The 26,330-nt window shown below is 59.7% G+C and carries 18 protein-coding genes; 8 read left to right on the forward strand and 10 right to left on the reverse strand.

The features are described from left to right. Window positions 1–6: 6 nt before the first annotated feature. Entirely contained in the window at window positions 7–1,080 is a 1,074-nt protein-coding gene (gene exbB / locus KIP88_RS03700) for a tonB-system energizer ExbB (RefSeq protein ID WP_249790469.1), read from the reverse strand. 371 nt (window positions 1,081–1,451) lie between these two features. Next, window positions 1,452–1,757 (reverse strand): hypothetical protein, encoded by a 306-nt coding sequence (locus tag KIP88_RS03705; RefSeq protein ID WP_214486481.1) that lies wholly within the window; start codon window positions 1,755–1,757, stop codon window positions 1,452–1,454. Between the two features lie 438 nt (window positions 1,758–2,195). Between KIP88_RS03705 and KIP88_RS03710 the strand changes: the two genes are divergently transcribed. Next, entirely contained in the window at window positions 2,196–2,954 is a 759-nt protein-coding gene (locus KIP88_RS03710; RefSeq protein ID WP_214486482.1) for a DUF3750 domain-containing protein, read from the forward strand. A gap of 146 nt (window positions 2,955–3,100) precedes the next feature. Here KIP88_RS03710 and KIP88_RS03715 read toward each other — a convergent pair whose 3' ends face one another. Continuing rightward, window positions 3,101–4,807: an adenylate/guanylate cyclase domain-containing protein gene (locus KIP88_RS03715; RefSeq protein WP_214486483.1), complete on the reverse strand. Its 1,707-nt coding sequence runs from the start codon at window positions 4,805–4,807 to the stop codon at window positions 3,101–3,103. 558 nt (window positions 4,808–5,365) lie between these two features. Between KIP88_RS03715 and KIP88_RS03720 the strand changes: the two genes are divergently transcribed. From KIP88_RS03720 to KIP88_RS03730, 3 genes are all read left to right on the forward strand, one after another. Further along, window positions 5,366–6,457, forward strand: coding sequence for a mandelate racemase/muconate lactonizing enzyme family protein (locus KIP88_RS03720; RefSeq protein WP_214486484.1), 1,092 nt, complete (start codon window positions 5,366–5,368; stop codon window positions 6,455–6,457). Window positions 6,458–6,757: 300 nt separating this feature from the next. Beyond that, complete coding sequence (locus KIP88_RS03725) at window positions 6,758–6,925, forward strand: hypothetical protein (protein ID WP_214486485.1); 168 nt, start codon at window positions 6,758–6,760, stop codon at window positions 6,923–6,925. 532 nt (window positions 6,926–7,457) lie between these two features. Continuing rightward, a complete protein-coding gene (locus KIP88_RS03730; protein WP_214486486.1) occupies window positions 7,458–9,398 on the forward strand; it encodes a spermidine synthase in 1,941 nt (646 codons plus the stop codon). A gap of 81 nt (window positions 9,399–9,479) precedes the next feature. Here KIP88_RS03730 and KIP88_RS03735 read toward each other — a convergent pair whose 3' ends face one another. The 3 genes from KIP88_RS03735 to KIP88_RS03745 form a co-directional block, all read right to left on the reverse strand. After that, a complete protein-coding gene (locus KIP88_RS03735) occupies window positions 9,480–10,160 on the reverse strand; it encodes an ankyrin repeat domain-containing protein (RefSeq protein ID WP_214486487.1) in 681 nt (226 codons plus the stop codon). 1,613 nt (window positions 10,161–11,773) lie between these two features. Beyond that, entirely contained in the window at window positions 11,774–13,012 is a 1,239-nt protein-coding gene (locus KIP88_RS03740; protein WP_308163207.1) for an adenylate/guanylate cyclase domain-containing protein, read from the reverse strand. A gap of 170 nt (window positions 13,013–13,182) precedes the next feature. Beyond that, the gene (locus KIP88_RS03745; protein WP_214486488.1) at window positions 13,183–13,527 is read right to left on the reverse strand and encodes a hypothetical protein; all 345 of its coding nucleotides are present in this window, start codon (window positions 13,525–13,527) and stop codon (window positions 13,183–13,185) included. A gap of 581 nt (window positions 13,528–14,108) precedes the next feature. Between KIP88_RS03745 and KIP88_RS03750 the strand changes: the two genes are divergently transcribed. Both KIP88_RS03750 and KIP88_RS03755 read left to right on the forward strand, forming a co-directional pair. Continuing rightward, complete coding sequence (locus tag KIP88_RS03750; protein ID WP_249790517.1) at window positions 14,109–15,458, forward strand: NAD(P)/FAD-dependent oxidoreductase; 1,350 nt, start codon at window positions 14,109–14,111, stop codon at window positions 15,456–15,458. 497 nt (window positions 15,459–15,955) lie between these two features. Then, window positions 15,956–17,485 (forward strand): patatin-like phospholipase family protein, encoded by a 1,530-nt coding sequence (locus tag KIP88_RS03755; protein WP_214486490.1) that lies wholly within the window; start codon window positions 15,956–15,958, stop codon window positions 17,483–17,485. Window positions 17,486–17,491: 6 nt separating this feature from the next. Here the strand turns inward: KIP88_RS03755 and KIP88_RS03760 are convergent, their stop codons facing one another. Together KIP88_RS03760 and ltrA are read right to left on the reverse strand one after the other, a co-directional pair. Continuing rightward, entirely contained in the window at window positions 17,492–20,842 is a 3,351-nt protein-coding gene (locus KIP88_RS03760) for an adenylate/guanylate cyclase domain-containing protein (protein ID WP_214486491.1), read from the reverse strand. Between the two features lie 406 nt (window positions 20,843–21,248). Beyond that, window positions 21,249–22,736, reverse strand: a complete 1,488-nt coding sequence (gene ltrA / locus KIP88_RS03765) for a group II intron reverse transcriptase/maturase (protein ID WP_308163209.1) — start codon at window positions 22,734–22,736, stop codon at window positions 21,249–21,251. 627 nt (window positions 22,737–23,363) lie between these two features. Between ltrA and KIP88_RS03770 the strand changes: the two genes are divergently transcribed. Both KIP88_RS03770 and KIP88_RS03775 read left to right on the forward strand, forming a co-directional pair. After that, window positions 23,364–23,771: a hypothetical protein gene (locus KIP88_RS03770; RefSeq protein WP_214486492.1), complete on the forward strand. Its 408-nt coding sequence runs from the start codon at window positions 23,364–23,366 to the stop codon at window positions 23,769–23,771. Between the two features lie 112 nt (window positions 23,772–23,883). Next, window positions 23,884–24,900 carry a methyltransferase gene (locus tag KIP88_RS03775; RefSeq protein ID WP_214486493.1) on the forward strand — a complete coding sequence of 339 codons (1,017 nt, stop codon included), beginning with the start codon at window positions 23,884–23,886 and terminating at the stop codon, window positions 24,898–24,900. A 107-nt stretch (window positions 24,901–25,007) separates the two neighbouring features. Here KIP88_RS03775 and KIP88_RS03780 read toward each other — a convergent pair whose 3' ends face one another. Together KIP88_RS03780 and KIP88_RS47805 are read right to left on the reverse strand one after the other, a co-directional pair. Beyond that, window positions 25,008–26,192, reverse strand: coding sequence for a Xaa-Pro peptidase family protein (locus KIP88_RS03780; protein WP_214486494.1), 1,185 nt, complete (start codon window positions 26,190–26,192; stop codon window positions 25,008–25,010). Then, entirely contained in the window at window positions 26,189–26,314 is a 126-nt protein-coding gene (locus KIP88_RS47805; RefSeq protein WP_283848477.1) for a hypothetical protein, read from the reverse strand. The genes KIP88_RS03780 and KIP88_RS47805 overlap by 4 nt, the downstream gene beginning before the upstream one ends. Window positions 26,315–26,330: the final 16 nt, after the last annotated feature.

Consider the following 26,330-nt stretch of genomic DNA (forward strand, 5'->3'; position numbering starts at 1 on the left):
GATCGCTCACTCCGCCGCTGATGCAATGGTGCCCATATTCGGAACGGCACGGATGGTTCTTGCGGGCGCAATGCCTTTCTCCTGACGCTCCAGATCGCGCGACATGTGCTGCAGGACTTCGCCCGAAGCGTCCGACAGCAATGCGCGGTAGCCGGCTATGGCGCGGGCAAATACGTTGTAGATGATGACAGCCGGAATAGCCGCGACAAGGCCGATCGCGGTGGCGAGCAATGCTTCGGCGATGCCGGGCGCGACGACGGCGAGGTTCGTCGTCTTCGATTGCGAGATGCCGATGAACGAATTCATGATGCCCCACACCGTGCCGAACAGGCCGACGAACGGCGCCGTCGCGCCGATCGTTGCGAGAAGCCCGGTGCCCCGCGCCATGTCACGGCTCGCTTTCGCTTCGACGCGGGACAGCGCGATCGCGAGACGCTCCTTGATCCCCTCGGCGGACAGGTCAGCCGAGCGCTGCAACTCCCGAAGCGCTGCGTTGACAAGATCGGCGACGCGGCCATTCTTCGTCCATCCGGCATTGATCTGCCGTGATGCGTCCGCAAGGCTGTCGGCGTCACTCAGCTTGCGCGTGGCGCTGCGTGCGTTGCGTTTGGCGCCGGTGAGTTCGACGCCCTTGGCCAGCCATACCGTCCAGGTCAAGAGCGACGCGAAGGCAAGGCCGATCATCACCGCCTTCACGACCATGTCCGCCTGCATGAACATGCTCCACGGCGACAGATCGTGCGGAAGCGTCGCGGGGCCGGCCGCCTGGGCGGCAGCTGGCGCATTCGAAGATACCGGCGCAGCGGCCGAGGGTTCGGCCACCACCGGCGACGCCTGCGGCATCGGCGCCGCGGATACCGGAGCATCCGCGCCTGCAGATGTCGCTGATGCCGGCCGCTCCGCGTCGGGCGCGGAAGATGCAGGAGACGACGGCAGCGGTGACGCCGGTTGCGCCTGAACCGATGGCTCCACCTGCTGGGCCGCCACCGGGCCGGAGATACCAGCCGACACGACAAGCGCCGTCAACGTCATCCACGCAACCCGGCGGCCTGTCACGAGGGCTCCGGCCAGCTTCGTCATCACACAAATCATCGTTTCAATCTTTCATCGTCGTTCGCCAGCGCACGTCATGAGGCAGGAAACTTCCCGCGCCATGCATGGCGTGCTGTCGTATGAGCGTTCCCGTCAAAACCGGCCGCGGCACTGCGGCACCTCCGAGTTAAGACGTTTGACGACGATGTTTTTCCCACCGTGAGCCGCACTATTTTTGCGCGGCTGCCATATGATCGCGGAGCACTTGCGCCTGTTCTACGCGAGGTGGCTGCACTTATGCTGCTGCATCAGGCGAAATTAGAAATACTCAAAATCGGCAGCGCGAATGATCGCATGAGAATTGCGATCTTGCTTCAGAAATGCGCTTATTGTCGAAGCTAGCGAACGCCGATCATGGCTCAAGCACGTCCAACAGCCTGCATGGCGCGCAAGTCCGCAGGCGGGATAGCTCGTATTGTCGCTGCCAGCGCGGCCTGCAGAGCCTCGACATCCGCGTGCAGATCAGGCTTCCAGCCGCAGGGACAACCGCCATCGGAGCGATGCTGATCGGCGACTTCCTTGTAGATAGCTCCGAGCGCGGACGCGGCGAGACTCATCACCTCCATGGGCGGAAGCTTGGTGGCACGGAGGACATCGCAGAAGGCTATCATGATGGACCGATGCATCTCTGCGCCGGCAGATTCGCTGTCAGAAACTGGCTGCATGATTACTCGGCGTCCTCTTCTTTGTTCGCGCCACGGCGAGCGGCCGCAGAGGCCACAATGCCCAGAAATGCGAACTCTGCGCTCAACGCCGAGGACCGATACGCCCTGATGTAGCCGCCATCAAGCTATCGCCTGCGTTTAGTAATTTGAATGTCTCGAAACTGGGAAGGACGCGCGTCGCCGTTGGAGGACTAGCGAGCGATCGACGCTCGCGAGCAGTGCTGTAACAATCAGCCCCGCAACAAATCCTTGCCGGAGTGCTCGCATACTTTCGTCGCCCCGATCCGCTTTCCTGCGACCCTGCTATCGCCACCCTATAGGGCGGCAGCAGGGCGATCCGGTAACACGACCGCTTTCGTCCGGCGTTTCGGTGGTCCGGCGGCTCTGGCGCCAGCGACGACGCGAACTATATCAGGATTGTCATCTTCACTTTCACTCATGCCCTCGCGTTTTCCGTTGCTCAAATCAGCTGCAATCCTTTTGGTGTTGGTCTTTTTCCCGGTCGGCGTGTCGGCCGGGCGCTACTGGTTTGGCGAATCCCGGGGAAATTGGCAGACGGCAGACCGCTCCAGCGCTGGCCTGTTGCCGCTGCCATCCCAGCATTCCGAAGCAGTAATCCGGGTTTACGGTGCGCGCACGGTTCGATGGAAGGCGATATTCGCCATCCACACCTGGATCGTCGTCAAAGAGCAGAATGCTTCTACGTACACGCGTTATGACTATACCGCCTGGGGCGAGCCTATTCGCACCAACGGATTCGCGGCCGATGCACGGTGGTTTGGCGCCGCCCCCGAAACCATTGCCGCTGTCGACGGCCCTGAAGCCAGCCGACTAATTCCCAAGATCCGTCACGTCATCGAGAACTATAAGTTTCGTGCCTATGGCGACTACAACGCATGGCCGGGACCGAACTCCAATACCTTTGTCCAGGCTGTGCTGGATGCGGTTCCCGAACTCAAGACGGTCTTGCCGCCGACCGCCATTGGAAAGGACTACCCCTATCGAGGTGAATGGTTCGGGCTGACCCCGTCCGGTACCGGGGCATACGCTTCCCTCGGAGGTTATTTTGGTCTCACCATCGCATGGGTCGAAGGCCTGGAAGTCAATTTGCTGGGCGTGGTGTTGGGACTCGACATTCGCCGGCCCGCGCTGAAGCTTCCGGGCATCGGCCGATTGGGAATGACGGCCGGGATATAGAAACTCTCCTCCGAAGGCTATGGCCTTCTTGAAGCTGATCGGCAGCTTTAGGTACTCATAGATCCGGAATGCCCGCGGACTTGTCCCCACCCCTCGGAAGTGGACATCCAGAGTGCCGCCGTTCGATCACCTCAAGGGATGGAGAGCTACTCGGGCAACCCCGCTTTCCGAAGACCCTCAATCAACAGCTTCGAGTTTGATTGCCCGCCCCGAGCGACATACCCAGATATTGTAAAAGCGGGATCGGTCTCAAGCAGGTGCGCCGCCGCCTCACGCGCCTCGGCGTCGCGTCCGAGATGGGTGAAGGCGGACGCGAGACAGCGGTAAGCTGTCGAAAAGGAGGGGTTCTGACGTAGGGCTTTCTTCCCTGCGGCGATGGCCTCGTCAAACCGACCAAGCTCGATGAGGGCATACCCCATCCCAGTAAACGACCGGTGGAGCAGCGGGTCAACCGGGCTCATGCGAATGGCGCGTTCGAAGCTCCGGATCGCCTCCTCCGGTAGCCCCGCAACTTTATAGACCCAACCTCTACAGAACCATGCGTCAAATAAGTTTGGGTTTAGCGCGACCGCCCGGTCCGCCATTTCGGTCTCACTTTCATAATCGCCAATCATATGCGCCGAAGTTATGGAAACCCATGCCAACGTTTGTGCATCCCCCTCATCGACGCTCAATGCCAGGTGAAGAAGCCGAACCGCTTCCTTGCGGTCGAATTGAGAATCGACAGCATGGCCCCAAACGACGTTGCGCATGCGACAGAGGCCTGCCAGAGCAGCGACGGCGCCGAACCGCGGGTCCAGCTCCAACGCGCGATGCGCCAGCCTTAGCGCCTCGGCCACCCCTTCGCGGGTCGTTAGGTAAGACTGTTGCATGGCTCGGAGATGAAAATCATAGGCGGTGAGGCTCTCCGGTCGCCGCCGCGTTGCCATTGCAATTTCTGTTTGAAGCAATTTTGGCTGAATGGCTGAGACAACGGCGACAGTGACTTCGTCCTGGAGAGCAAAAACGTCTGTCAAGTCACGCTCGAACCTGTCCGCCCAAATGTGTGCCCCCGTAATCGCATCAATCAATTGCCCCGTGATGCGAACTTTCCCCGCCGCCTTGCGCACGGACCCCTCAAGGACATAGCGGACGCCAAGCCTGCGTCCGACCTCCTTGATATCAACGGCTTTGCCTTTGAACGTAAAGCTCGAATTGCGAGCGATGACGAACAACCATTTGAACCGCGAAAGCGCGGTGATGATCTCCTCAACCATTCCGTCCGAGAAGTATTCCTGCTCGGGATCGCCGCTCATGTTCTCGAACGGCAGCACGGCGATGGAGGGCTTGTCGGGAAGTGGCGGGGCCGCACTCAGCCTATCGCTCAGTGCGCTAAACGCTCCTGCGCGTACGGCAAAAGCGCGGACCGGTTTGGCGATGTTCTTGAGCTGCTGTTCGCCCCGGTCCTCGAAGCCAGCGTCCAGCTTGCCTTCGACTTCGCTGTACACCTTCTCGGAAATCAGGATGCCGCCCGGATCGGCGACCCCCTCCAGCCGGACCGCAATGTTGATCCCGTCGCCAAAAAGATCGCCGTCAGCCCCGACGATAACCTCCCCGAGATTGACTCCAATGCGTAGCTTAAGGGAGCTTCGGCCTGACGCGATGCTTTCCTGTATCTCCACCGCGCATCGCACCGCAGCCGACGGACTTGCGAACTCGGCCAATGCACCGTCACCCGTGGTCTTGATCAGTCGCCCGTCGTAGCGGGAGAGGCCAGGCTCGATTACTTCGCGCTTCAGCCGCTCGAACTCAGCGTAGGTGGCCTCCTCAGCGCGTTGCATCAACGCAGAGTAACCGACCACGTCGGCAGCCAAGATCGCCGCTAATCGCCTTTGAAGCCGGTGCTCCCTCACAGCGCCCTCCGAACGGCCAGGCAAAATTCGTAGCTGGGGCAAGGAGGAGCCTAGCACTTTGTTGCGGACCTGTGAGCGGTAATCGCGGGAGTTAGCGGGCTTTAGCTCTCTGCCAGTCCCACGCGAGATCGGTTCTCGGCTCTCCCGCGCCCGGGCGTTGACCACCACGACCAGCGGGCAGTTCGAAATTGGGGGATAGACATCATCGTCGCCCTGAGGCCAGTGAGGCAGGACCTGATTTCAAAAGGACCCAGCTCGCCTTTCTGAGCACGGCTGCTGGGTGTCAGTTGAAGGGCAGGTTTAAACGCTCCCGCCTGTCACCTAGATGGTTCAGACGCGCTCGGCTGCAATGAGGTTACGCAAACTTAAGGTCCTGCGAACAGCCGCAACGCATGCGCGCGGTGCCGACGTGGTGCGTTAGACGGGACCACGGTAAAGTGAACGGAAGTGGAAGGCAGCCAAACCGAGTTATTGGCGTTCCCAACTGAACATGCACGAAGAAAACCCGGGTGGAAATCAATGGCACTCATCAAAACGGTCGAGACTGGCCTCTATCGAATTCCGTTGACGGTTACCCTCTCCGACAGCACGCATGGCGAAATCGCAGCCTTCGAATTGGTGACATGCCGCGTTCGCGATTCAGACGGGGCTGAAGGCACGGGCTATACCTACACCGTCGGCCGCAATGGCGGCGCGATTGCAGACATCCTCAGGCGGGAGATCCCTGAACTGATCGAGGGCCGGCAAGCCGACGACACCGAGGCCATCTGGCATCACGTTTGGTGGGGCCTGCATTATGGCGGGCGCGGCGGACCGCCCGTGCTGGCGCTCTCGGCGCTCGATATCGCGCTGTGGGACCTGAAGGCGCGCCGCGCCAATCTGCCGCTGTTTCGCCTGCTCGGTGGCTTCGACGCCCGCGTGCCCTGTTACGCCGGCGGCATCGACCTCGATCTTTCCGTCGAAGCGCTTCTCAAACAGACCGACGATAATCTTGCCAAGGGCTTTCGCGCCATCAAGATGAAGGTCGGCCGCCCGGATCTCGCATCCGACGTCGCGCGCGTGCAGGCGATGCGCGAACATCTCGGCAGCGGCTTTCCTCTGATGGCGGATGCCAACATGAAATGGACGGTCGAGGAAGCCATCCGCGCCGCGCGTGCCCTGCAGCCCTACGATCTCACCTGGCTCGAGGAGCCGATCATTCCCGATGACATTGCCGGTCATGCCCGCATCATGGCTGCCGGCGGCGTGCCGATCGCGGCCGGCGAGAACCTGCGCTCGCTCTGGGAGTTCAAGAACTATATCGCGGCCGGCGCGGTGTCTTATCCCGAGCCCGACGTCACCAATTGCGGCGGCGTCACGGCCTTTGTGAAGATCGCGCGGCTCGCAGAAGCGTTCAATCTTCCGGTCACCAGCCACGGCGCACACGACATCACAGTCCACCTTCTCGCAGCCTGCCCAAATCGTTCCTATCTCGAAGCGCACGGATTTGGGCTCGATCGCTATATCGAACACCCGCTCGTCCTCGACCAGGGCATGGCACTGGCTCCGACGCGGCCCGGCCACGGCATCAGCTTCGACTGGAAAGGATTGGCGCAGCTCGCACGACAATAGGAAAGGCTGCGCCACTGCAGATCATCCCCTCCGCGGGATTACCACCAATGGATTACAAAAGCCCGATACTCCAAGACGTCGCTTCCACCATATTCATGTCGCACGGCCGCAACAGCGGCACTGTTCCTTGATCTGGAACAGCAATTAGGACTCCACGGTCCTCGCTGCTTGAGTCAGTATCGAAAGCATCGGGCTGGCGGATCGAGCTTTTTTATTACTGAGTTATTTTGCCCGCAGGTCGCAGTGCGAAAATGCCTGCGACCTTTTTCCCTCGCTTTCAGAGGAAGAATAGGAATTCAAATGACCTATTCCATTTTTGCCCGCGACGGCACGAGCTGCATCGTTTTGAAGCGGGAAAGTCGCGAGGCGGCCGAAAGGAAAGCACGCGAGCTGACCGATCTGGGCTGGTTCGACGTGCAGATTGAAGAAGAAGTGCAGATTGAAGAAGCGGAGTGCTCAGGGAAGTAGCTTCGCGAACCGGATGAAAGTCGCAGAGCTGCACGTTCTCAATCCTTGCCGAGACGCGTAAACTCCTGCAGGGCGCCGCCATGCGCGCGGGCTCTGAATGAATTGCGATGGACGATACCTTCAATTCGATACGGCCGGCTAAGCGATCCTTAACCTCACTCCGCAGCAAGCCGTAACGATCCCCCACATTAACATTGCGCTGGGAATCGCCATGCAATCTCCCCGGGGGACCGCATGCGACGAACCGCAACTCGAACTTGCGTTAATCCTCCCTTGACCGCCATCCGGTACATTGGCCCGCTGCCTGAGAAACGGTGCCATGACTGATCTTTCCGTTTGCGTTTCGCGCGCGAGAGGGTCGTTGCCCTACCGCAGCGAACAGAGGGGGTGAACTTTGCTTCGAGTTGAACCGGGTCTAGCATACTCCATTTCGCCGGCTGACAGCGCCCCGCCACACGTCACGGTCGATGCCGAGGCAAGCAGCAGCACGCCGGGGCGCACGGTCGTTCGACTGGTGCTGGCAAGCTGCCTTATGCTCTTCCTCGAACTGGCGTTGATCCGATGGCTCGGCGCGAACGTCATACACCTGTCGTATTTTTCGAATTTCGTCCTCCTGGGTTCGTTCCTCGGTATCGGCGCGGGCTTCCTCATCAGCAGGAAAAGCTGGTCCATATGGCCGGCATCGATGCCGCTGCTGAGCATTCTCGTCGTGGGCGTGCTATGGTTCCCCGTCACGATCGAACGGACCGGCTCCGACGTAATCTATTTCACCTCGCTCGAAGCCAGCGGCCCGCCCGCCTGGCTCGCACTGCCGATCATTTTCGCGATGGTCGCAGTCGTCTTGGCCGGGCCGGCCGAAGTCGTGGGTCGCTGTTTCGGCAAACTGCCTCCCCTGACGGCCTACCGCTACGATCTGATCGGATCGCTTCTCGGCATATCCGCGTTCACGGCGCTGAGCTTTCTGCATGCGCCGTCGGTGGCTTGGGGTTTCGTCGCGTTCATACTCTATCTGATCTTGGCCAGCCCGTCCCGCCGGCTTGTGACTTGCGCATGGGCGCTGATGCTGGTCGGCAAGCTGCTGCAAGAGACGCTGGCTCCCGGCGTAAGCTGGTCTCCCTACTACAAGGTCGCTACCAAGGAAGTCGACGTGGCGGGCTCGAACCTGCTTCTCATCGGCGTCAACGGAGTGCCCCACCAGTTGATGGCCCCCGCGAAGTGGAAGCTGGAGCAGGGCGAAGGAATTTACAGGACGCCCTATCTTCGGCTGCCCGGTAATCCCCTCGATGACGTTCTGATCATCGGAGCAGGGTCCGGGTCCGACGTGGCGATCGCCCTGAGCAAGCAGGCCCGCCATGTCGATGCAGTCGATATCGATCCGCAAATTCTCAGGATCGGCATGGAGCAGAACCCCGACCGGCCATACGCCGACAAGCGGGTGAAGATGCACACGAATGATGGGCGGGCATTCCTCGAAAGCACGGACCGCAAGTACGACCTCATTCTTTTCGCGCTGCCCGACTCGCTGACGCTGGTCAGCGGGGCCTCGCAGATCCGGCTCGAGTCATTCCTGTTCACGCAGGAAGCGCTGGCTTCCGTGCGCGAGCACCTGAAACCCCACGGCGCCTTCGCCATGTACAATTACTACCGCGAGCGCTGGCTCATCGACAGGCTGGCCGGAACCGCCGCTACGGCATTCGGGCACACGCCATGCGTCGACACATTCGACGATGCACAGGCGGTCATCACAATCGGGATGACAGCCGCGGACCAGCGCTGCGAAACAACCTGGACCCCGGATTCACGCCATAGCGCGATTGCTCCGGCAACCGACAATTCGCCCTTTCTCTACTTCAAGGGCGGCTCGTTCCCTGCGCTCTATACGATTACGCTTCTCGCTGTTCTCCTGACGTCCCTGGTCGCCGTACGCACGCTGGGCGGGCCGCTGCGGGACATGCGCCCCTATGCCGACCTGTTCTTCATTGGGGCGGCGTTCCTGCTGCTGTCGACCAAGAACGTGGCGACCTTTGCGCTCCTTTTCGGCACCACGTGGTTCGTCAACGCGCTGGTCTTCGCCGGCGTACTGGTCATCGTGCTCGCTGCGGTGGAGACGACGCGGAAGTTCCGGACGCCATCGCTGCCGGTAGTCTACGCCGGTATCGCCGCATCTCTGGCCCTGGCCTGGGTCATCCGTCCCGAGTGGCTGCTGCCTCTCCCCTTCGCGCCCAGGCTGCTGGCTGCGTCCCTGCTGGCGTTCCTGCCGATCTACCTCGCAAACGTGGCCTTCTCGAAGCGCTTCCAGAGCTCGTCGGACTCGCAGTCGGCATTTGCGGTCAACCTGCTGGGTGCGATCGTCGGCGGTTGTCTGGAATATGCAGCGCTGGTTACCGGCTACAACAATCTGCTGATCGTGACGGGCCTGCTCTACCTCGCGGCTTTCCTCCTGATGCCCAAGACCGCCGCTCGTTCCGGATGACGGGACATGGCGGCCGCGCACATTTCTTAACCCGATCCGGGCGACTGGACGTCGGAGGCGGCAGGCTTTCGCGGCTACGCGTCACTTCGCCCCGGCCCTCTCCAGAATCGCAACCATGTCGCGATAGCCGCGGCTTCGCGCGAGCTTGAGCGGCGTCGATCCGCTGCCATCGGCAATGTTGACGTCGGCGCCGGCCTCGACCAATGCGCGCAAGGTCTCGGTGTGGTTCTTGCCGCCATCGCCGAGTACGATCGATTCGATCAGCGCGGTCCATTGCAGATTGTTGACGTGATCGAGTGGCGCCTTGGCGGCAATCAGTGTCCGCACGACTTCGGCGTGACCGAGATGAGCGGCCGCAATCAGGGCCGTGCCATCATAACGGCTGGTAACAGCCTTCGGGTTGCCGCCGCCTTCAAGCGCGATCCTGAGCATCGGCACGTCGTTGGCGACGGCTGCAATGGTGATGATGTCATAGCGATCGACGTCCAGCTTGTTCGGATCGGCGCCGAGCCGGATCAGGGCGCGCGCGGCATCGTGCTGCTTCTGGTAGACCGCGACGTGCAGCGGCGTGCGATGACGCGCGTCGAGCGCTTCCTTGTTTTCGGCAGCAGCTATGCGCGCTTCGATATCGGCGATATCACCACGGGCAGCGGCGGCATGCAGGCCGCCATAGGCGCGCAGCTCGGCCTCGGTCGGGGCGACCTGCGCCGACGCCGGCAGCACGGCCAGGAGCGCGAAGAAAAAGGCGGCGAGGAAATGCATCGAGAAAGCTCCGGCCGTTGGCCATCGGAAAAACATAGCAGCGGCGGCACGGCACATAAATCGAGTTTGCAGTCGGTCATCGGCCCGCTCCATCGCACCGTAAAAGCAGCGCGCCAAAAATCTAATTTCTTGAGCAATTTCAACCTGATTTGGGTCGTCCAGTTTTCCCGGAAAAAATAAACCGCTTCCCCCTCACCCCAAATCAGTGGCTATTTCCGCGCGTCCCGTCTCGACAAGAGGGGCGTATCGCGATCGTCACGAACGCGAGGCGGGATGTGGTGGACGCAGCAGCGTCAGGCGCGAAAAGTTGTTTGCAGGGCGGTTATCCGTGAGCGAGCACATCGCGCAAGACGTACGGCGCTGAAGCGTACGGCAAAACCGTGTGGTTCTGGCACCCGTTGCTGGTGTCAAGCTGTCGGTGGCGAATTTGATCCAACCGGATCGATCCGCCATCAAGCCGGCAGCGATGGAGGCAAGACGAATTCGTCTCCAGGGAGAGCTCGGCATAAGCCGTCAAACCATTGCGCAGGGAATGCCGGAGTGCTCCGGCTGTACCTGTATGCTCGTGTGCGCTCTCTCTGCAATATTTGCACACGAGACCGCGGGTGCAGCAAGCACCCGGCATTCCCTGCACCCTCCTCTGATCGAGGGTGACGCAAGCAAGCCTCGGACGCCGATTGCGCCGCGAGAACGCATGTTTATGTTTCGTTTCCGGCAGGGAATCCGCGGTTGACTCGGGAACCGCCAGCAATCAGAAAAAGCCGTGAAAAATGAATGGCAAGATTAAGTGGTCGGAGTGGCAGGATTCGAACCTGCGACCCCTGCGTCCCGAACCCGGTTATCGCGCCGCATAGTGCTGAAAAATCGAGAGTTTTGGCTTCATTCGACCCCGGTTATGCGCGTTCGTTCCTGATGAAATCGGGGTTATTCCGGGGTTGGCACTTCATGCAGAAATAGGTTTTCGAGCGAAGCTTGTCGGTTGGTTGCGGGGACATGCAACCATCTCAAATTGCTATTTCAGGCGGTCGTTTAGCGTTGCCCTCCGAAGACAAAGGTCACACCTTCCGAATCGTGTCGGCTGCGCCATAAATCAATTACTTAGTCCAACGCCCCTGTAGTCGGCTAAAGCAAAACCCACCACAAGCTCACCAAAACTGATCCAGCCATGATGCAGAATCTGCGGCAGTGGGCCGACGCTACGGCGGCGTTTGGCTCGGAGGGGATGAAAGCGGGCGACGCACGCCCCAATGCTCGCACACGCCACCGAAGCATTGATGTCGCGGCTTCCCATTGTGAGCGGCTAGGCGCCCTTCCCCGAGCCTGATATCAAACTGATAGATTTTCTATTCCTTAGTCACGGGATGCTGTTTGCGGACGAACGGCAGCTTGGCGCCAGAAGCTGCCCTTGGCGGGCTCGAAATCCAACTTCCGCTTTATCCCCGAATCCGGACTCAACTCGGCAATCGCGGCATGTCCGAAATGTGCCAAAAGGAGACTTCGAGGGTAGATCGGTCGCTACTGGTGCGACGTCTATACTTTTCGCAACCGCTCTATTGACTTTGTACGTTTCCGGCTGTGCATCCCATCTCCTTGCACAGATTGTTCTCGACTAGTTATTCGCCCTTGCGACCGATCAAGAACCAAGTAGAAATGACTCCCTTTCCCTTCACCTCTCCTGCGCCTCGGGCTTCAAAAACGAAATCTTCCTTCAGGAGGTCAAAAACTTCCTTCGATATCTGGATGCGTCCAGGCACCCCAGTGGACTCCATTCGCGAGGCGACATTTACCGCATCGCCCCAAACGTCATAAAAGAACTTTCGCTTACCTACCACGCCGGCGACCAGCGGGCCGCTCGCGATTCCAATTCGGATGGGCACAGCATCTCCATGCTGGTCGCGAAGGCTTGCTGCGACCGCGAGCATATCGAGTGCGAAGACCGCCAACGCCTGCGCGTGATCTTCGCGCTCGACAGGAACTCCGCTGACCACCATGTAACCATCGCCGGTCGTCTTGATTTTCTCCAGCCGGTGTTTGTCTACGAGCTCGTCGAATGCTGTGAATACGCTATTGAGCAGCTGGACCACCTGCGTGGGGGACGTTTGACCCGCCCTGGCCGTGAAACCAGCCATATCCGCGAACAGAATTGACGCGTCATCGTACCTGTCTGCTACGATTTGAGTCGAAGATTTGAGGCGACGAGCTATCGCTTCAGGCAAGATGTTGACTAATAGCCTTTCTGACCTCTGATACTCGCGTTCGGCGACCGCTTCTGCGCGAGCGGCTTCGCGGACCGCATAGAACACGATAGCGAAGAGGATGAGAGAAGTTCCGACGGTGCAGCCGACAAAGTTTTCAAGCATCTGCCGCTCAGTCAGCAGCCCGGTGTCGGCGGGAATCATGATCTCTAGAGCAATGACAAGCAAAACTGCAAAACAGCCGATAACAGCTAGAAGGAAAAGACGCTCCGTGCCGAGGACTAGTACGGCGCCGGCCGCAATCGCTAGGTATTGCACCTGCATGCCGCTGTCAGTACCGAGCAAGGAGCAAATGGCGAAAATCGCAGTGTACGATCCGGCGATGTAGACCAGTGGTGCAGCCAGAGAACCGGCCCGATGCCACAGCGGGATCGTAGCCAGAAAAAGAGCAGTGAGCACATTGATTATGACGAGTGTCCATAAATTCGCAATCGCATCATAAAGAGCGAATCCGAGGACAAAGACAGATCCGCCAAAAGTTGTTGCGTTGAGGACCCGAAGTCCCCGCGCGATTTTCTCGGGGTAGCGCTCGGTACCGTAGCCAATAATCTTCGAAAGCCGGCGCATGTCCACATTATTCACATCGCGCTGCCTCACGCGAGGGGCTTGACCGCTGTTTGCGGGCCGTAGCGGCTCTTTAGTCCGCCATGGGTCAATCGCGTCGGTTTGGCGATGTCTGAGCCACTTCCGCTTTACCCCTCATAACCGACGTTCGCTGTGGGGGATCAGCAGGTCCGAAAGGTGCCACACGGGCAGACATTGTTGCTCTATGCGATGCGCGTCTCTAAAAAGAAGTCCGCGTCGGGTTTGACCAATAAGTTCATAGCTACATGCAGCGAGTTTACTTGCTCGCCATGCTGTTTGACATATTCGTACGCGGCATGCTCCCGCTCCAGGTCGGTGTGGACGAGTTCACCTCGATACGTGAAGGCCGGTAGCGTTTTTCCAAAGCCGTCCAGCGCCTCGCGGCGCATAACGCGATAGCCCGTGGCAAACCCCATATCTATGAAATGCTGGAAGACGGCGTGCAATCTCGGCAAAAACTCTTTTTCACTCACGCCGTCCCGCAAAGCAAATACGCCACTGAAACTAACTGGCGAAATTTCCTGCACCTGGTGTCCCTCGTGTTTTCCTTGCCAACGGAAATTTTACAAAAGAATGCAATTATGTCGATCTGGGAGTTATCGGCGATGTCCGAGTAGAGTCATTTGCGGAAGCCGAAGAATACCCCGCCCTCGGTCCACTATTCCCTCAACAGCGCAATCGCGTGTTATTCGACCCGACCCTCCATGAGCAAAACTCTTTGGGAGTGGTGTGCCGCTTCGGGGGCAAACTCTCGCACGTCTCAGTCAAGAAGAAGCCTGACTTATATCCAGATCGGCCCACATGAGAGCAGACCGTGCAGAAGGTCAGGGAGCGAACCACCTGTAAGCATGAGTATAGCTGATCAGTGCTAAAGCATGAAGACTGTTATCCAGCTCACAACCTCTGTCGAGCCGATCGGGTTATCTTGCTTTGAGAATAGCCGCTCCGTAGGCAAAAGGATGAATACGCCCGAATGGTATGTCGTCCCCGGCGAGCATTGCCTACGTCGCGACCCTAGTCCTTATCGCTTTGACTGTGCTTGGAGCTTGATAAGGTGTGAGGCCATGAGCCTGTACATGGCGGCGGAGCGCGCAGTTGGGAGGTGGCGATGGCGTCGACTGTGATTGGCAAGCAGGCGGTCGTGATCGGCGCCGGTATGGCCGGGCTCACGGCCGCGGGGGCACTCTCCGACCGCTTCGATCAGGTAGTTGTGCTAGAGCGCGACGCTCTGCCCTCGGAGCCTGCGCACCGCGCGGGAACGCCGCAGGCGCGGCACGTGCATGCGCTGCTGCTCAGCGGCCAGCGCGCGCTCAGCGAGCTGTTCCCGGGGTTCGAACAGGATCTCGCGCGGGCGGGAGCCGTGCCGCTCAGGGCCGGTCTCGATGTTCGCGTTGAGCGCCCGGGCTATGATCCCTTCCCTCAACGCGATCTCGGCTGGTTCGGTTACGCGGCGTCACGGCCGACAATCGAGCGCGCCGTGCGACGGCGGGTGGAAAGCCGCGGAAATACCACGCTGTACCAGCGCTGCCGGGTGCAGGAAGTGTTGGCGACGCCAAATGGAGATGAGGTCACCGGCGTGCGCTACGAGAACGGCGACGGCGCGAGCGAAACGATTGCAGCGGATCTCGTTGTCGACGCCTCCGGCCGCGGCGCCCTCACTCTCGCTCTGCTGCAATCGATCGGCCGACCACTACCAGAGGAGACCACAATTGGCATCGATCTCGGCTATGCCACATGCGTCTTTGTCATCCCGGACGACGCCTCGACTGACTGGAAAGGCGTCATGACCTTCGGCCAAGCGCCCCAGAACAGCCGTGGCGGCCTGATGTTGCCGCTCGAGGGCAACCGCTGGATGGCGACCATTGGTGGGCGCCATGGTGACGGCCCGCCTGGCGATGCGGAGGGATTCCTGACTTACGCCAAGGCGCTGCGGACGCCGACGATCTACAACGCGATCAGCCGCGCCAAGAGTCTGGATGGCGTCGCACGCTACGGCTTCCCCGAGAGCGTGCGGCGTCATTTCGAGCGGCTCGACGTCTTCCCCCGCGGGCTTCTTCCCATCGGCGACGCAATTTGCCGCTTTAATCCCGTCTATGGCCAGGGCATGAGCGTGGCCGCGCTGGAGGCGTGCCTGCTCAAGAGGCTGCTCGAGAGACCGGGGGAAGACGGCGATCCCATCGCAGGGTTGGCGCCGACTTTCTTCGCCGAGATGCAGGCGTTGATTGAGACGCCGTGGTCGGTGGCAATGCTCGATTTCGTGTTTCCCGATACCCGGGGGCAACGTCCGGCGGATTTTGAGACCACGCTCAAATTCGGTATCGCCCTGACTCGGCTCGCCGCCGAAGATTCGGCCGTCCACAAGCTGACCGTTGAGGTCCAACATCTATTGAAGCCACGCAGCGTCTATCGTGATCCCACGCTCATGGAGCGGGTGCTCGCGAAGATGGCCGAGACGTGACCGATGCCGGGAGGGACTGGCGTCGGTACCCGTTTCTGCCGCCTCCGCGCAGATGGCAGTGGAACCTCCTGAACCGGAAAACCGGACTACTGGCCAACTTCCGCTGTGGGGTCATTCGCGTCGGTTTAGCCGCGTACCGACAACTTCCGCTCTACTGCAATAAGCAGACATTGTTACCGTGCGTCGGGATGTCTCAGAGGTGCCAATAACGGAAGTCACGAATGGACTACAGCTACTCCATACTACCGTCAGCGATTAATATCTAGCGCGAACTGGTTCACAAATGGACGAGAGGGTCAAACGTAACCGCGCACGATACGCAAGCCCGGGCTCTTAGCGGATGTCCGCTAGTGCGATCAGCAGGTCCGAGAAAGCGTCGAATATCGACGTCAACCGCGCTTTCCAATGATCCCAAAAACGATTAATCTCTTCCTCTTCACGCAATTCAGAAACTTGATCGGAGAATAAGCCACACGATAAATTAGATGGAGGAACCAATGGTGAAGAGAGCCATTACGCTCGGCGGTGGTGGTCCGGCGGCCGGGCTGCACATCGGGGTTCTGGAAGCTTTTGAGTCACATCCCGATATTAAGTTTGATGTATGGGCATTGTCCTGCATCGGCGCCTGGGTTGGAATCGTCTACAACCAATTCGATGACGACGAAGACAGGGCCAAACAAACCTATCAATTCTTCAAGAACGGCGTATTTCGAGACGACGAAAGCTATGAGCGCTTTCCGATCAATACCGTATTCGGGCCCGATTGGCGCGCCAACATGAAAGCTTTGAGCAAGTTCGTAACTGATTCCGACAATTACAAAGATTTTGTATGGGACCCGTACAGAATGGTGGATTCGTTTCAAGAATCCATGTCGCTGCTGTTCAATCGCATGAGGGACAGCGATGGGAAGAAGAAATATGACAAATTGGACGAGGGAGACATCAATGGATGGATTCTCAATCACGGGATGGCGCCGAATCCCTTGATTCGTTATCTAACGTCCATGATGTACTTGTCCAATGTTACCGGCCTTTCAAGGATCAACTATCCGAACAGCGAATTTATGAAACGCATCAAATTCGAAAACCTGTTCGACAAAAAGAAGGAAGAGAAGGACGAGCAGAAAAAGAAAGAAGCGAAGGAAGAAAAGGAAAAGAAGGAAGAGAAAGAAAAGAAGCCATTCATTTTTCACAATGCGTGGAATCTTGATAAGCAGGAGCTCGCGCTGTTTTCAAATCGCCCTATGAACGATGAATTTTATCAGGGCCCTATCACTGCATCAACTTTATGCGCATGTTCGGCGCTTCCCTTCATCGAGGAAACTGTAAAGATCGATGGAGATACGTACTGCGAAGGGGCTTTGGTCGACACGGTCAACTTCTGGAGCTTACTCGAGGAGCACCATAAGCCGCCACATGATAAATTAGACGAAATATGGGTGGTCCGGATTGTCGATTCGACGCAAGTTCGCAAACCGGACAACCTTCATGATGCCCTGGCAAATCTCTGCCAGCTGTTTGCAGCAACGGTCGGCGAGGATGACGTCAAGTTGTTCAAATATCACGTCCAGTATGACCCTGAACCTGAGAAGGAGCCATGGGGAGGCACGGTCGTCGAGGTTCACGTACCGTCGGGCATTAATTTCAAATGGAACCACAGCAATCTGGATAAGGGGCGGAAGCTGGGAAGAGAGGCGGCGGTGAAAGCAATCGCCGCGTATGAAGCCAGGGATGAAAAGCCTTTCGCCAAAGACGAAAGAGTTCGGTTCATCAACGAGAGGAAAGACGAGAAAAAGGGGCGGCATATCGAGGAGGCTCGGCTGGCACAAGCGATTGCCCTGGCGACGGGCACACGCGATCCGGAGCCTTGGTCGAAAAAGATGGAATCGCGGGTTGATGCCAAGTCTGGAAAAAAAGTCGAGCAGGACGAGAATGGCAAATATCCGAAAGGCTCCATTCCTTATCCCGAATTCGCAATGCGGAACCCCGAGGTGAAGGCGATCTACGACCGACTTGAGCTGCTGTAGTCCAGGTCACCTCAACCGGTCGAGCAAAGCCTTTGCCTGCTTTAGATCTTGCGTGTCAAAACCCTCGGTGAACGAGGCGTAGATCGGCGCGAGGAAATTGAGCGCTTCCTCGCGTCTGCCCTGATCGATCCACAACGCGGCACGATCCATTGCAGATCGAAGCTCAAGCGTCTTGGCGTGTTGGCTTCTTGCCGTGTTTAATGCCTGGTCGAGCAGTGCCTGCGCCTCGGCTTCGACGCCTGGTCTGCCGCGGCCGACCAGTACCCGTGCCTTCAGCCGATACAGTTCGGACTCCAAGATCCGTTCGCTGTTGCGGCCGGTTGTAGCGAGGCCGTGCTCGATCAATTCCAGCGCGGCCTCGTAGTCGTGACCAATCAACAATGGTGGACATAAAAGCACGTCGAGCGCGGTGATGGCGAGCTGATAACCTGCGCTACGATATTCGTCCAGCGCGGCACGGATCTCCCCGAGTGCGCTGGGTGAAGGATCGAGCGACGCCACGCATATGCCCCGAATAGCGCGCGCCAAGCGCCATTGCCGGAATCCATGCTCCTCCGACAGGGCGATACAGCGTTCGGCATGACCTTGCGCAGTCAGGAACTCGCCGCGAAGGGCGTGAAGAATGCATGCATAGTAACAAGCATACGCCTGCGAATGCGGATGAGCGATGGCGTTCGCGCGACGGATGGCGGCGTCCATTCGCATAATTGCCGTATCGGCGTGGCCGAGCAGCCAGAGCGCCCACGACATCAGCGCCAGGTCGGCCACGCCGGCATCCTGGCCGGCCGCACGCGCCGCCAGCCTGTCCTCCTCGCTGCTCGCCTCGAACGCTTTGTAGGCGCGTTCGATCACTTCATGGGCACCGGTGAGGTGTCCCATGAAAAGGCGGATCATCCCCTGGCCGCGCATCGCGTTGAGCAAGGCCGGTCGATCGTCGCGCGCTTCGGCGAGTTGGATCAGGACCGCGATCGTTTCCTCGGCTTGCGGCAACTCACCACGCATTACGCTCGCGGTGGTCAACCAGAACATCACCTGGTGTTGCTCAGGAGGGTCTTCAAGGCGCTCGCACAGCTCACGCGCGCGGGCAAAGGTTGCCATCGCCTTGTTCGAGGCTGGCCCTTGGGTCGCGATCAGGCAGGGTCCGAGAGCGAATTGGAAGTCAAGCTCCAGCCGATCCTTTCGCGCGCTGTCGGCTAGATGGCCCGAGGCCTCGATACCTCGTTGCAAGTGCGCGATGGCCTCAAGGTTGGCCGAGCGCTGGGCGGCCTTCTTACCTGCCTGCAGCCAATATGCCTCCGCCTTTTGGAACAGCCCGGCCTCCGTCAGATGGTGTGCGAGGGTTTCAGGTTGAGTCTCCACAATTTCCGGGAACCGTTGCTCGAAGGCGTCCGCGATCGTGGCATGCAGCGCCGCGCGTCGGCTCTTCAGGAGTCCCGAGTAGGCAGCATCCCGCACAAGCACGTGCTTGAAGGTATAGACCGCCTGGGGTATCTCGCCCCGGCAGAATATCAACTCCGACCGAACCAACTGGGCAAGCGCCTCCTCAAGTCTCTCTTTTGGCAACCCGGCTACGGTGCTCAGCAGTTCGTAGGAGAACTCGCGACCCACCACAGCGCCGATCTGAGCCACCTCCCTCACCGGAGCCAATCGATCGAGCCTCGCCATCAGCGATGCGTGCAAACTCGTCGGAATCGCCATCGGGGGCAGAGGACGGTTGAGGACGTAGTGATCGCCCTGCTCATGCAATAGCCCGGTTTCGAGCACAGTCTTGGTCAGTTCCTCCACGAATAAGGGCACGCCATCGGTGCGGGCGAGGATCTGGTCCATTACCTCTTCCGGGAGCGTCTTGCCGGCGGTGACGCGCTCGATTAACGCCGCCCCGTTGCGTCGGTTCAGCCGCGTGAGCGAGATCGTCGTCACATGCGCATGACCTGGCCAGGGCGGCGTGAACTCTGGCCTCGCGGTGATGAGCAGCAGCACCCGAAGCCGCGGTAGCTGTTCCAAGGTCATCGTGAGCAGCTCCAGCGACGTCGGATCTGCCCAATGGACATCCTCCACAATGACGAACACGGGCTGTCGCGCCGCCAAGCGATTGAGCTGAGTCAAAAACGCCGCCAATGTCATCTCCTTGCGCTTCTGCGGGCTCAGCTCTGGAATGCGGTAGCGCTCACTGGGTGGTAGCGACAGAAGGTTGGCCAGAGGTAGCAACACGCGGTCGGCATCAGCCCGCACGAGCAGAGCCTCGAGCTTAGCGAACTTCTCTGCGGGCGGGTCGCCCCGCTCGAACCGGGCAGCGCGTTCGAGCTGGCGGGTGAAAGGATACAGCGCACTGTTGGTGTGGTGCGCCGAGCAGAACTGGCGCACCGTGATATGCGGTTCGGCCTGGAGCCGCTCGTCAAGCGCCAGCGCAATGTGCGACTTGCCGATACCGGGCTCTCCGATGAGCATCACCGCGCAACCTTCGCCACGCCTGGCCTGCTGCCAGCGACGCAACAGCATCTCGATTTCCTCGTCACGCCCAATTGGCGGCGCCAATCGGGTTTTGTGCTGTGCATCGAAGCGGCTTTCCACTTCGGTTGTTCCCAGGACCTGCCAGGCTGGTATTGGCTCCGCCCATCCTTTAAGCGCGACAGGGCCGAGATTGCGGAATTCGAAATGCCCATCAGTGAGCCGATGCGTACTTTCGGAAATCAGCACGGTACCGGGATTGGCGAAGGTCTGCAGGCGCGCAGCCAAGTTCGGCGTCTCGCCAATGACCGTCTGCTCTTGAGCTGAACCTTCGCCGGTCAAATCGCCCACGACCACCATACCGGTAGCGATACCAACGCGAACCTGGAGCTCGGTGGCGGGGTCTGTCCGGAGGCTAGCCACGGCATCGACCAGCGCCAGCCCGGCGCGTGTCGCCTGTTCGGCATCATCCTCGTGCGCCTGGGGATAGCCGAAATAGGCGAGCACGCCATCTCCCATGTACCGCGCGATAACGCCCTCATTCCGGGCAACAACCTCTGCGATGCAGCGGTGATAGGTGCCCATTACGGCCCGCAGGTCCTCCAGATCAAGGCGGGCCGAAAGTGCCGACGAGCCGACCAAATCGCAAAACATGACTGTAAGCTGACGCCGCCCGGCGTGGTCCGCCGACGCCGGCTTGGCGCCCACTTGAGGCGTTCGCGGGACCTCTCCCTGAAGTTCTACGATCGCGCGCAGCATCTTGCGGCGATGCCCAAGCAGGACGCCCAAGTCCTTTAGATCCTGCTCCGTGAGATCTCGAACGACCGAGAGGTCGATGGCGTTTTCGCGGAATCGCTCGGCGTACTCGCCCAAACCGATCGATGCTAGCCACTCTGCAATACCGGTCATGGTATACCTATGGCTTATACGATGAGAATAGCACATTAGAGAGGCTTGCGAAGGCACATCTGTAGACCGAAGCGCCGATCGCCGGACTTCTTGCCCAATGTAACACAGTGGCCCAGGCGAAAAGTGAACGCCGCCAAGCGCGATGTCTGTTCGGGGTCAAAAGCGCCGTTCTGACATTCGGCCGATTACTTCCGTTCTTCCCCGATAAGCAGACATTTTCAAAGTCCATCGGCATCTCGCAAAGGTGTAGAGTCGAGGTGTGACGCGGTAGCTTTAGGTTCGAACATATCTGTTTCCGCCCCTTTCGTTTGGCGGTGCCTCACTGGTTCGCCCATGGCCCCGTTTTCACACCCCGCTCATCGAACCGGACGTGCCCGACTAAGGCATCCGGCTCTCGGACAAAACTTCACGCCTTCACCCACGGCACGTCGTGCCCAAGCCTGCTCAAGCGTACGAGCCCAAAGTGCCCGTAAAGATGCGAGAGTGGATAGGTCCCGCCCTTGCGACGCCTGGTTTTGTGCTTGAACTGCAACCACCGGCGCAACCGCATCGCTGTGTAGCTGTCGAGTGCCCGATACGCCTTGCTGACGGTGCCTACTTGGAAGTAGTTCGCCCATCCGCGCAGCGTGCGGTTCACCTTGCCCACCAGCTTTGTGGTTTCTTGCCATGTCCCCGTTCGGTCTGTCAGTGCATGGATTTGCTCGACCATGCGCTTGATGCTTTTCTTCGATGGCCGGTATCCCAGGCGCGCCTGACCGGTTCTCGCTGAGTACATCCGTCCGAACGTGTAGCCCAGAAAGTCGAACTCTCCTTCCGGGACCCTGCAGATTCGTGTCTTCTCCTCGTTGACCGTGAGCTTCAGCTTGCCCATGATCTTGCGCAGTTGTTGCAACGCCTCGTCGGCATTGCCTTTCTTGCACAGGATCACAAGATCGTCGGCATAGGTCACGATACGACTGCCGAGGCGCTGCTCCAGCCTGAGCTTCTTCCATCCCAGAACGAACCGGCGCATGTAGATATTCGCCAGCAGCGGTGAGATGGGTGAGCCCTGCGGAATGCCGCGCCGGTTGTCCCGGGCTTCGGTCGTGCGTGTCTTCCTTCCTCGATCATCGGTTTCTTCCACGGGGCATTCCAGCCACATCTTGATCAGATGCAGCACGCGCCGATCAACGATACGGCGCGCTACCGACTGTAATAGCTCGGCATGGGGGATGCTTCCGAAGTAGTCCGCGAGGTCGGCGTCAACGACTTCCGGGTGGCCACGGAACAGCAACTCTTCCACCTCGACCACCGCCTGTTGGGCATTGCGCCCGGGACGGTACGCGTACTGTTCGGGTGGAAGGTCGGCTTCGAAGATCGGTTCCAGCACCAGCATCGCTGCTGTCATGCAGACCCGATCCCGCACGGTCGAGATGCCCAACGGCCTGAGCTTGCCGTTGGCCTTCGGGATGAACACTCTTCTGATAGGATCCGGTTGGTAGCTCTCCTCCCGGAGCGCAAGCGCCAGTTCGCCAAGCCACCGCTCGACGCCATACGTCTCAATGTCCGCGAAGTCCTGACCGTCTACCCCCGGTGCGCCCTTGTTCGAGCGACACTGCGCGTAGGCGTGTGCCAGGATGTCATCACGGCTGATCTTGTCGTACAGCGCGTAGAAGCGATAGCCGGCTTCTGCCCTTCGCTTTCGCGTGCAACGCCTTCTGCAGTTTCTGAACAGTTTTCGGAGTTGATAGGTTGCCCAATCTCCAAATCCCTCACTACTTGCTGCGTCTGTCTTGAACTGAGGTCCCTTCCCTCCACCGGAGTTACCCGGCTTCCGCGGTACTGCGAGCCTCTCCGCCACCCCAAGGCGCCCGACCTGTCCCTCGCGGGCGTCCGGTTGGTCATCGCTGACCACGCCATGGGGCTTCCCGTGTTGCGTGCGCTTTCCTTGTGTACATGCCGTCGCCAATACCCCGGTGTAGCAGCGAGGCGTAATCTTCGCTCAACTCGCCCAGCCATTTCAGCCTTCCCCGATATGGCAGTCGGGTCGGCCTACACATCGTCCTTTTCGAGGCTTGCTCAGCGTTCACTCGCGTTGCGGCCTGCACACTCGCGCTGTCACCAATTCGTGACACGCTAATCGAAGGCTTCAGCCACTTCGTTACCTCCATGACTGCTCCGATTGCTTCCGGCTGGAGCGGTTGCCGGGTGGGGCTTGCACCCACTGGAAAGCGCCGCCTTTGCACGGCGCACGCCAACTCCGGACATTCCCGGAAGCTGCGGTGGCCGCCTCCGGACAGCAGGCCAATCGGGTCTTCGGGTGGACCAGCTGTTTCTCTGGCGCGTCCGGTGGCGTAGAATGTAGTTGCCGTCGAAGCGGGACGTGCCGAAATCGCCGTTCGGGGCGAACGAGCAGCAGTGGTGCCATCGGCAGGCACACTCTCCTAAGAGACCGACCCATTTTTCGGTTTCGCAGCACCATTCACCACGAAGTGCGCGCCGCTTCTGCGGCGGCTCGTTGCGTAACCTCGGGAGAAAAACGATGAACAAGATCGATCGAAGGTCAGCACTGGGAATCGGGTTGGCAGCGGCTTCGGCGGCCATGATGAAGCCCGCCGCCGCTCAAGCCACGGGCTATAAGGATACGACGCCGTGGCCCGGTGTCGTGGTGCGTGCTTACGACGGCGATACACCATCCCTCATCCCCGGTTTCAAGACTGTCTCTATGCTTGACGTCATCATGCAGCCGGGATCGAAGACTGCCGGTCCTCCAATGATGAACGCCATGGTCTGCCATATCACCGAAGGGGAGCTTCGGATCGAGCAGGAAGGAAAGACCTTTACGGCCAAGAAGAATTTCGTTTGGACCTGCGACAAAGGTACGGATGAGCAAGCGTTCAATGACGGGAACGTGGTTGGAATTATGCGGATCACGAACCTGAATGCTTAAGGGTTGTTTTTTCGTAAGAGACCAATTGCTGGTGCGGATGGCGTACTCAACGAGGCGCCATCCGCGGTATGTAGAACGCTAGCGAGCTAATTGCTTTCAAGGAGAAAATGCTATGGCGTCACAGCCGGAACAGGGGAAGATCGAACCGAAGACAATCTTTCGGCATGTCTACGGCGTCTATCCCTCGATGGCGATGCTGGCTGGGATGCAGCTCGACGTCTTTACCCCGCTCAAGGACGGGCCGATGAGCGGCGCAAGGCTGGCGGAAGCAATAGATGTTGCTCAGGAGAAGCTTCGACCGCTGCTATACGCGTTGGTCAATGCCGAGTTGCTGAGGATTGAAGACGATCAGTTCGCCAACACGCCCGAGGGCGATCTCTATCTCGTGCGCGGCCGGTCGACTTATCTCGGCGGCGCGCATGAGCTGTACTCCGATCTTTGGAGTGCGGCTCTCACGGCAGGCCAGTCGATCCGCGACGGCGCACCCCACAAAAAGCATGACTTGGCAGCAATGTCGGATGCCGAGCTTGCCGCCTTCTTTCGCGGCCTCCATCCGGCGGCGCTGGCGACCGGCCGCCAGTTGGCTGCAAGCTGCGGCTTCACGGGTCTCCGACATCTTATGGACGTCGGCGGCGGCTCAGGGGGGCTGGCTATTGCTGCTTGCCAGAATTGCCCCGATCTCCGCGCGACAGTGTTTGAGCTGCCGCGGGTCGCCGAAATTGCGCGATGCGTCGTTGAGGAGGCGGGCATGACAGACCGCGTACAGGTGCGCGCGGCCGACGTGCTGGCATGCGCGCCCGAAGGGCGCTTCGATGTCGCAGTGCTGCGCAATCTGATCCAGGTGCTGGGGCCTGATGAGGCGCGCCGCGTGCTGCACAATGTTGGCGAGGCAATCGAGCCGGGCGGTCTGCTCATCATCGTTGGCCACATCCTGCAGGACAGCCGGCTCGAACCTGTCGCGGCTGTCGGAATGAACCTCATCTTCCTCAGCATTTATGACGCCGGCCAGGCCTATACCGAGCGCGAGCACCGCGGCTGGCTCGACGACGCCGGTTTCGCAGACATCGAAGTTCAATACGGCGCCGCGCCGGCTGGAATGAGCATCGTGCTGGCGCAAAAAACTAGATGATGCGCCCCTCCCTAGAAGCCCAAACCCACGGAACCGCATCGGGTCAAGGCCATTGATGTCCGTTCCGGGTCATTGTTCACTCTCCGCGAGGCATTAGTCTCAATCTGTCAGACCTGGGCCACGTTCCAGCTACGGCAATTGTCGCCGAACCCTTCCCATCCGCTCTCCGTGACCGCGACGGTGTCCTCGAGTTTGATGAACCCGCGCTTCGGATGCAGGATCGCGGTTTCGATCGAGATCACCATGCCGCCCTCGAGCGGCAGGTCCTCGTCGGTGGCCGGATAGGGCACCACGCCCTTGCCGGTCAGATGCGGAGCCTCATGACTGACGAGCCCCATGCCGTGGGCGAGAAAGTCGAAATGCGGCAGTTGCGTCGAGCCTCGCATGGCCTGTTCCGCCGCCGCATAGATGTCGCCGCCGCGCGCCCCCGCGCGAATCGGCTTGCGCGCCGCCTGCTGAATGGCCTCGACCTCGCTGAGCAAGTCCTCAAGCTCGGAGTCCGGCTTGCCGACACTGCCCATGCGGCAGAGATCGCCGATATAGCCGTGATAATTGGCGCCGGAGTCCAGCGAAATGATGTCGCCGGCACCGAGCAGCTGTTCCGATGGCGCACGATTGAGACTCGCGCCCGCGGAAATCAGGCAATATTCGAAGCTGAGGCCGCGGTTGGTTTCTTCCCTGCGCAGATGCGCGACGACGTCGTGCTTGGTCATGCCAGGCCGGCACGCCGAGAATGCTGCCTGCATCGCGGCGACGACGCGTTCGGACACCTCCTTAAGCAGTGAAAGCTCTGAGGTCGATTTGCGCGCGCGTAGCCGTTCCAGCGCCATCGTGGCATCGACCAGTCTGCTGTCCGGAAAGGCGGAATGCAGCACATCGGCCGCGTCGAGCGGAAGGAACGGCATTTCCACGCCGATACGGGCGCTGGCGACGCCCATTTTCCTGACATGCAAGACGGCTGAGTGCATCGCCTCGGGACCGGTCATCCACGACGTCTCGGCAACACCGGTCCAGAATCGGTTGAGCTGTTTCTCAAAGCCCTCGAGCTTGTTGCCAATGAACACCGATCGATCGGCGCGGCCCTTGGCATAGATAAAGACCGGCAAATAGCGATTGATGCCGATGGCATCCATCGTCTCGAAGAAGAAGAACCGGTATCCGCCAAGCAGATACCCGACATTGTGCTTCGACGTCGCGATCAGGACATCGATGCCGGCCTGTTCCAGCAGGTCGTCCAGCTTCTTTGTGTCGAAGGGAACTGTCGAAGCAACGTTAACGGAGCGGTTATTCATTGCAGCACCCTTTTCTTTGATAACCCGGTGCGATGGGACGGCCTGACGCGCGGCAGCCGCGCGCTCTCGCGGATGATGAATTCATAGGAGAGATCGATCGGGATCGCTGGTCGGGCCGGCAAGACCGAGCTCGAACTA

It is taken from the genome of Bradyrhizobium sp. SRL28 (genome assembly GCF_018596315.1).
GTDB lineage: Bacteria > Pseudomonadota > Alphaproteobacteria > Rhizobiales > Xanthobacteraceae > Bradyrhizobium.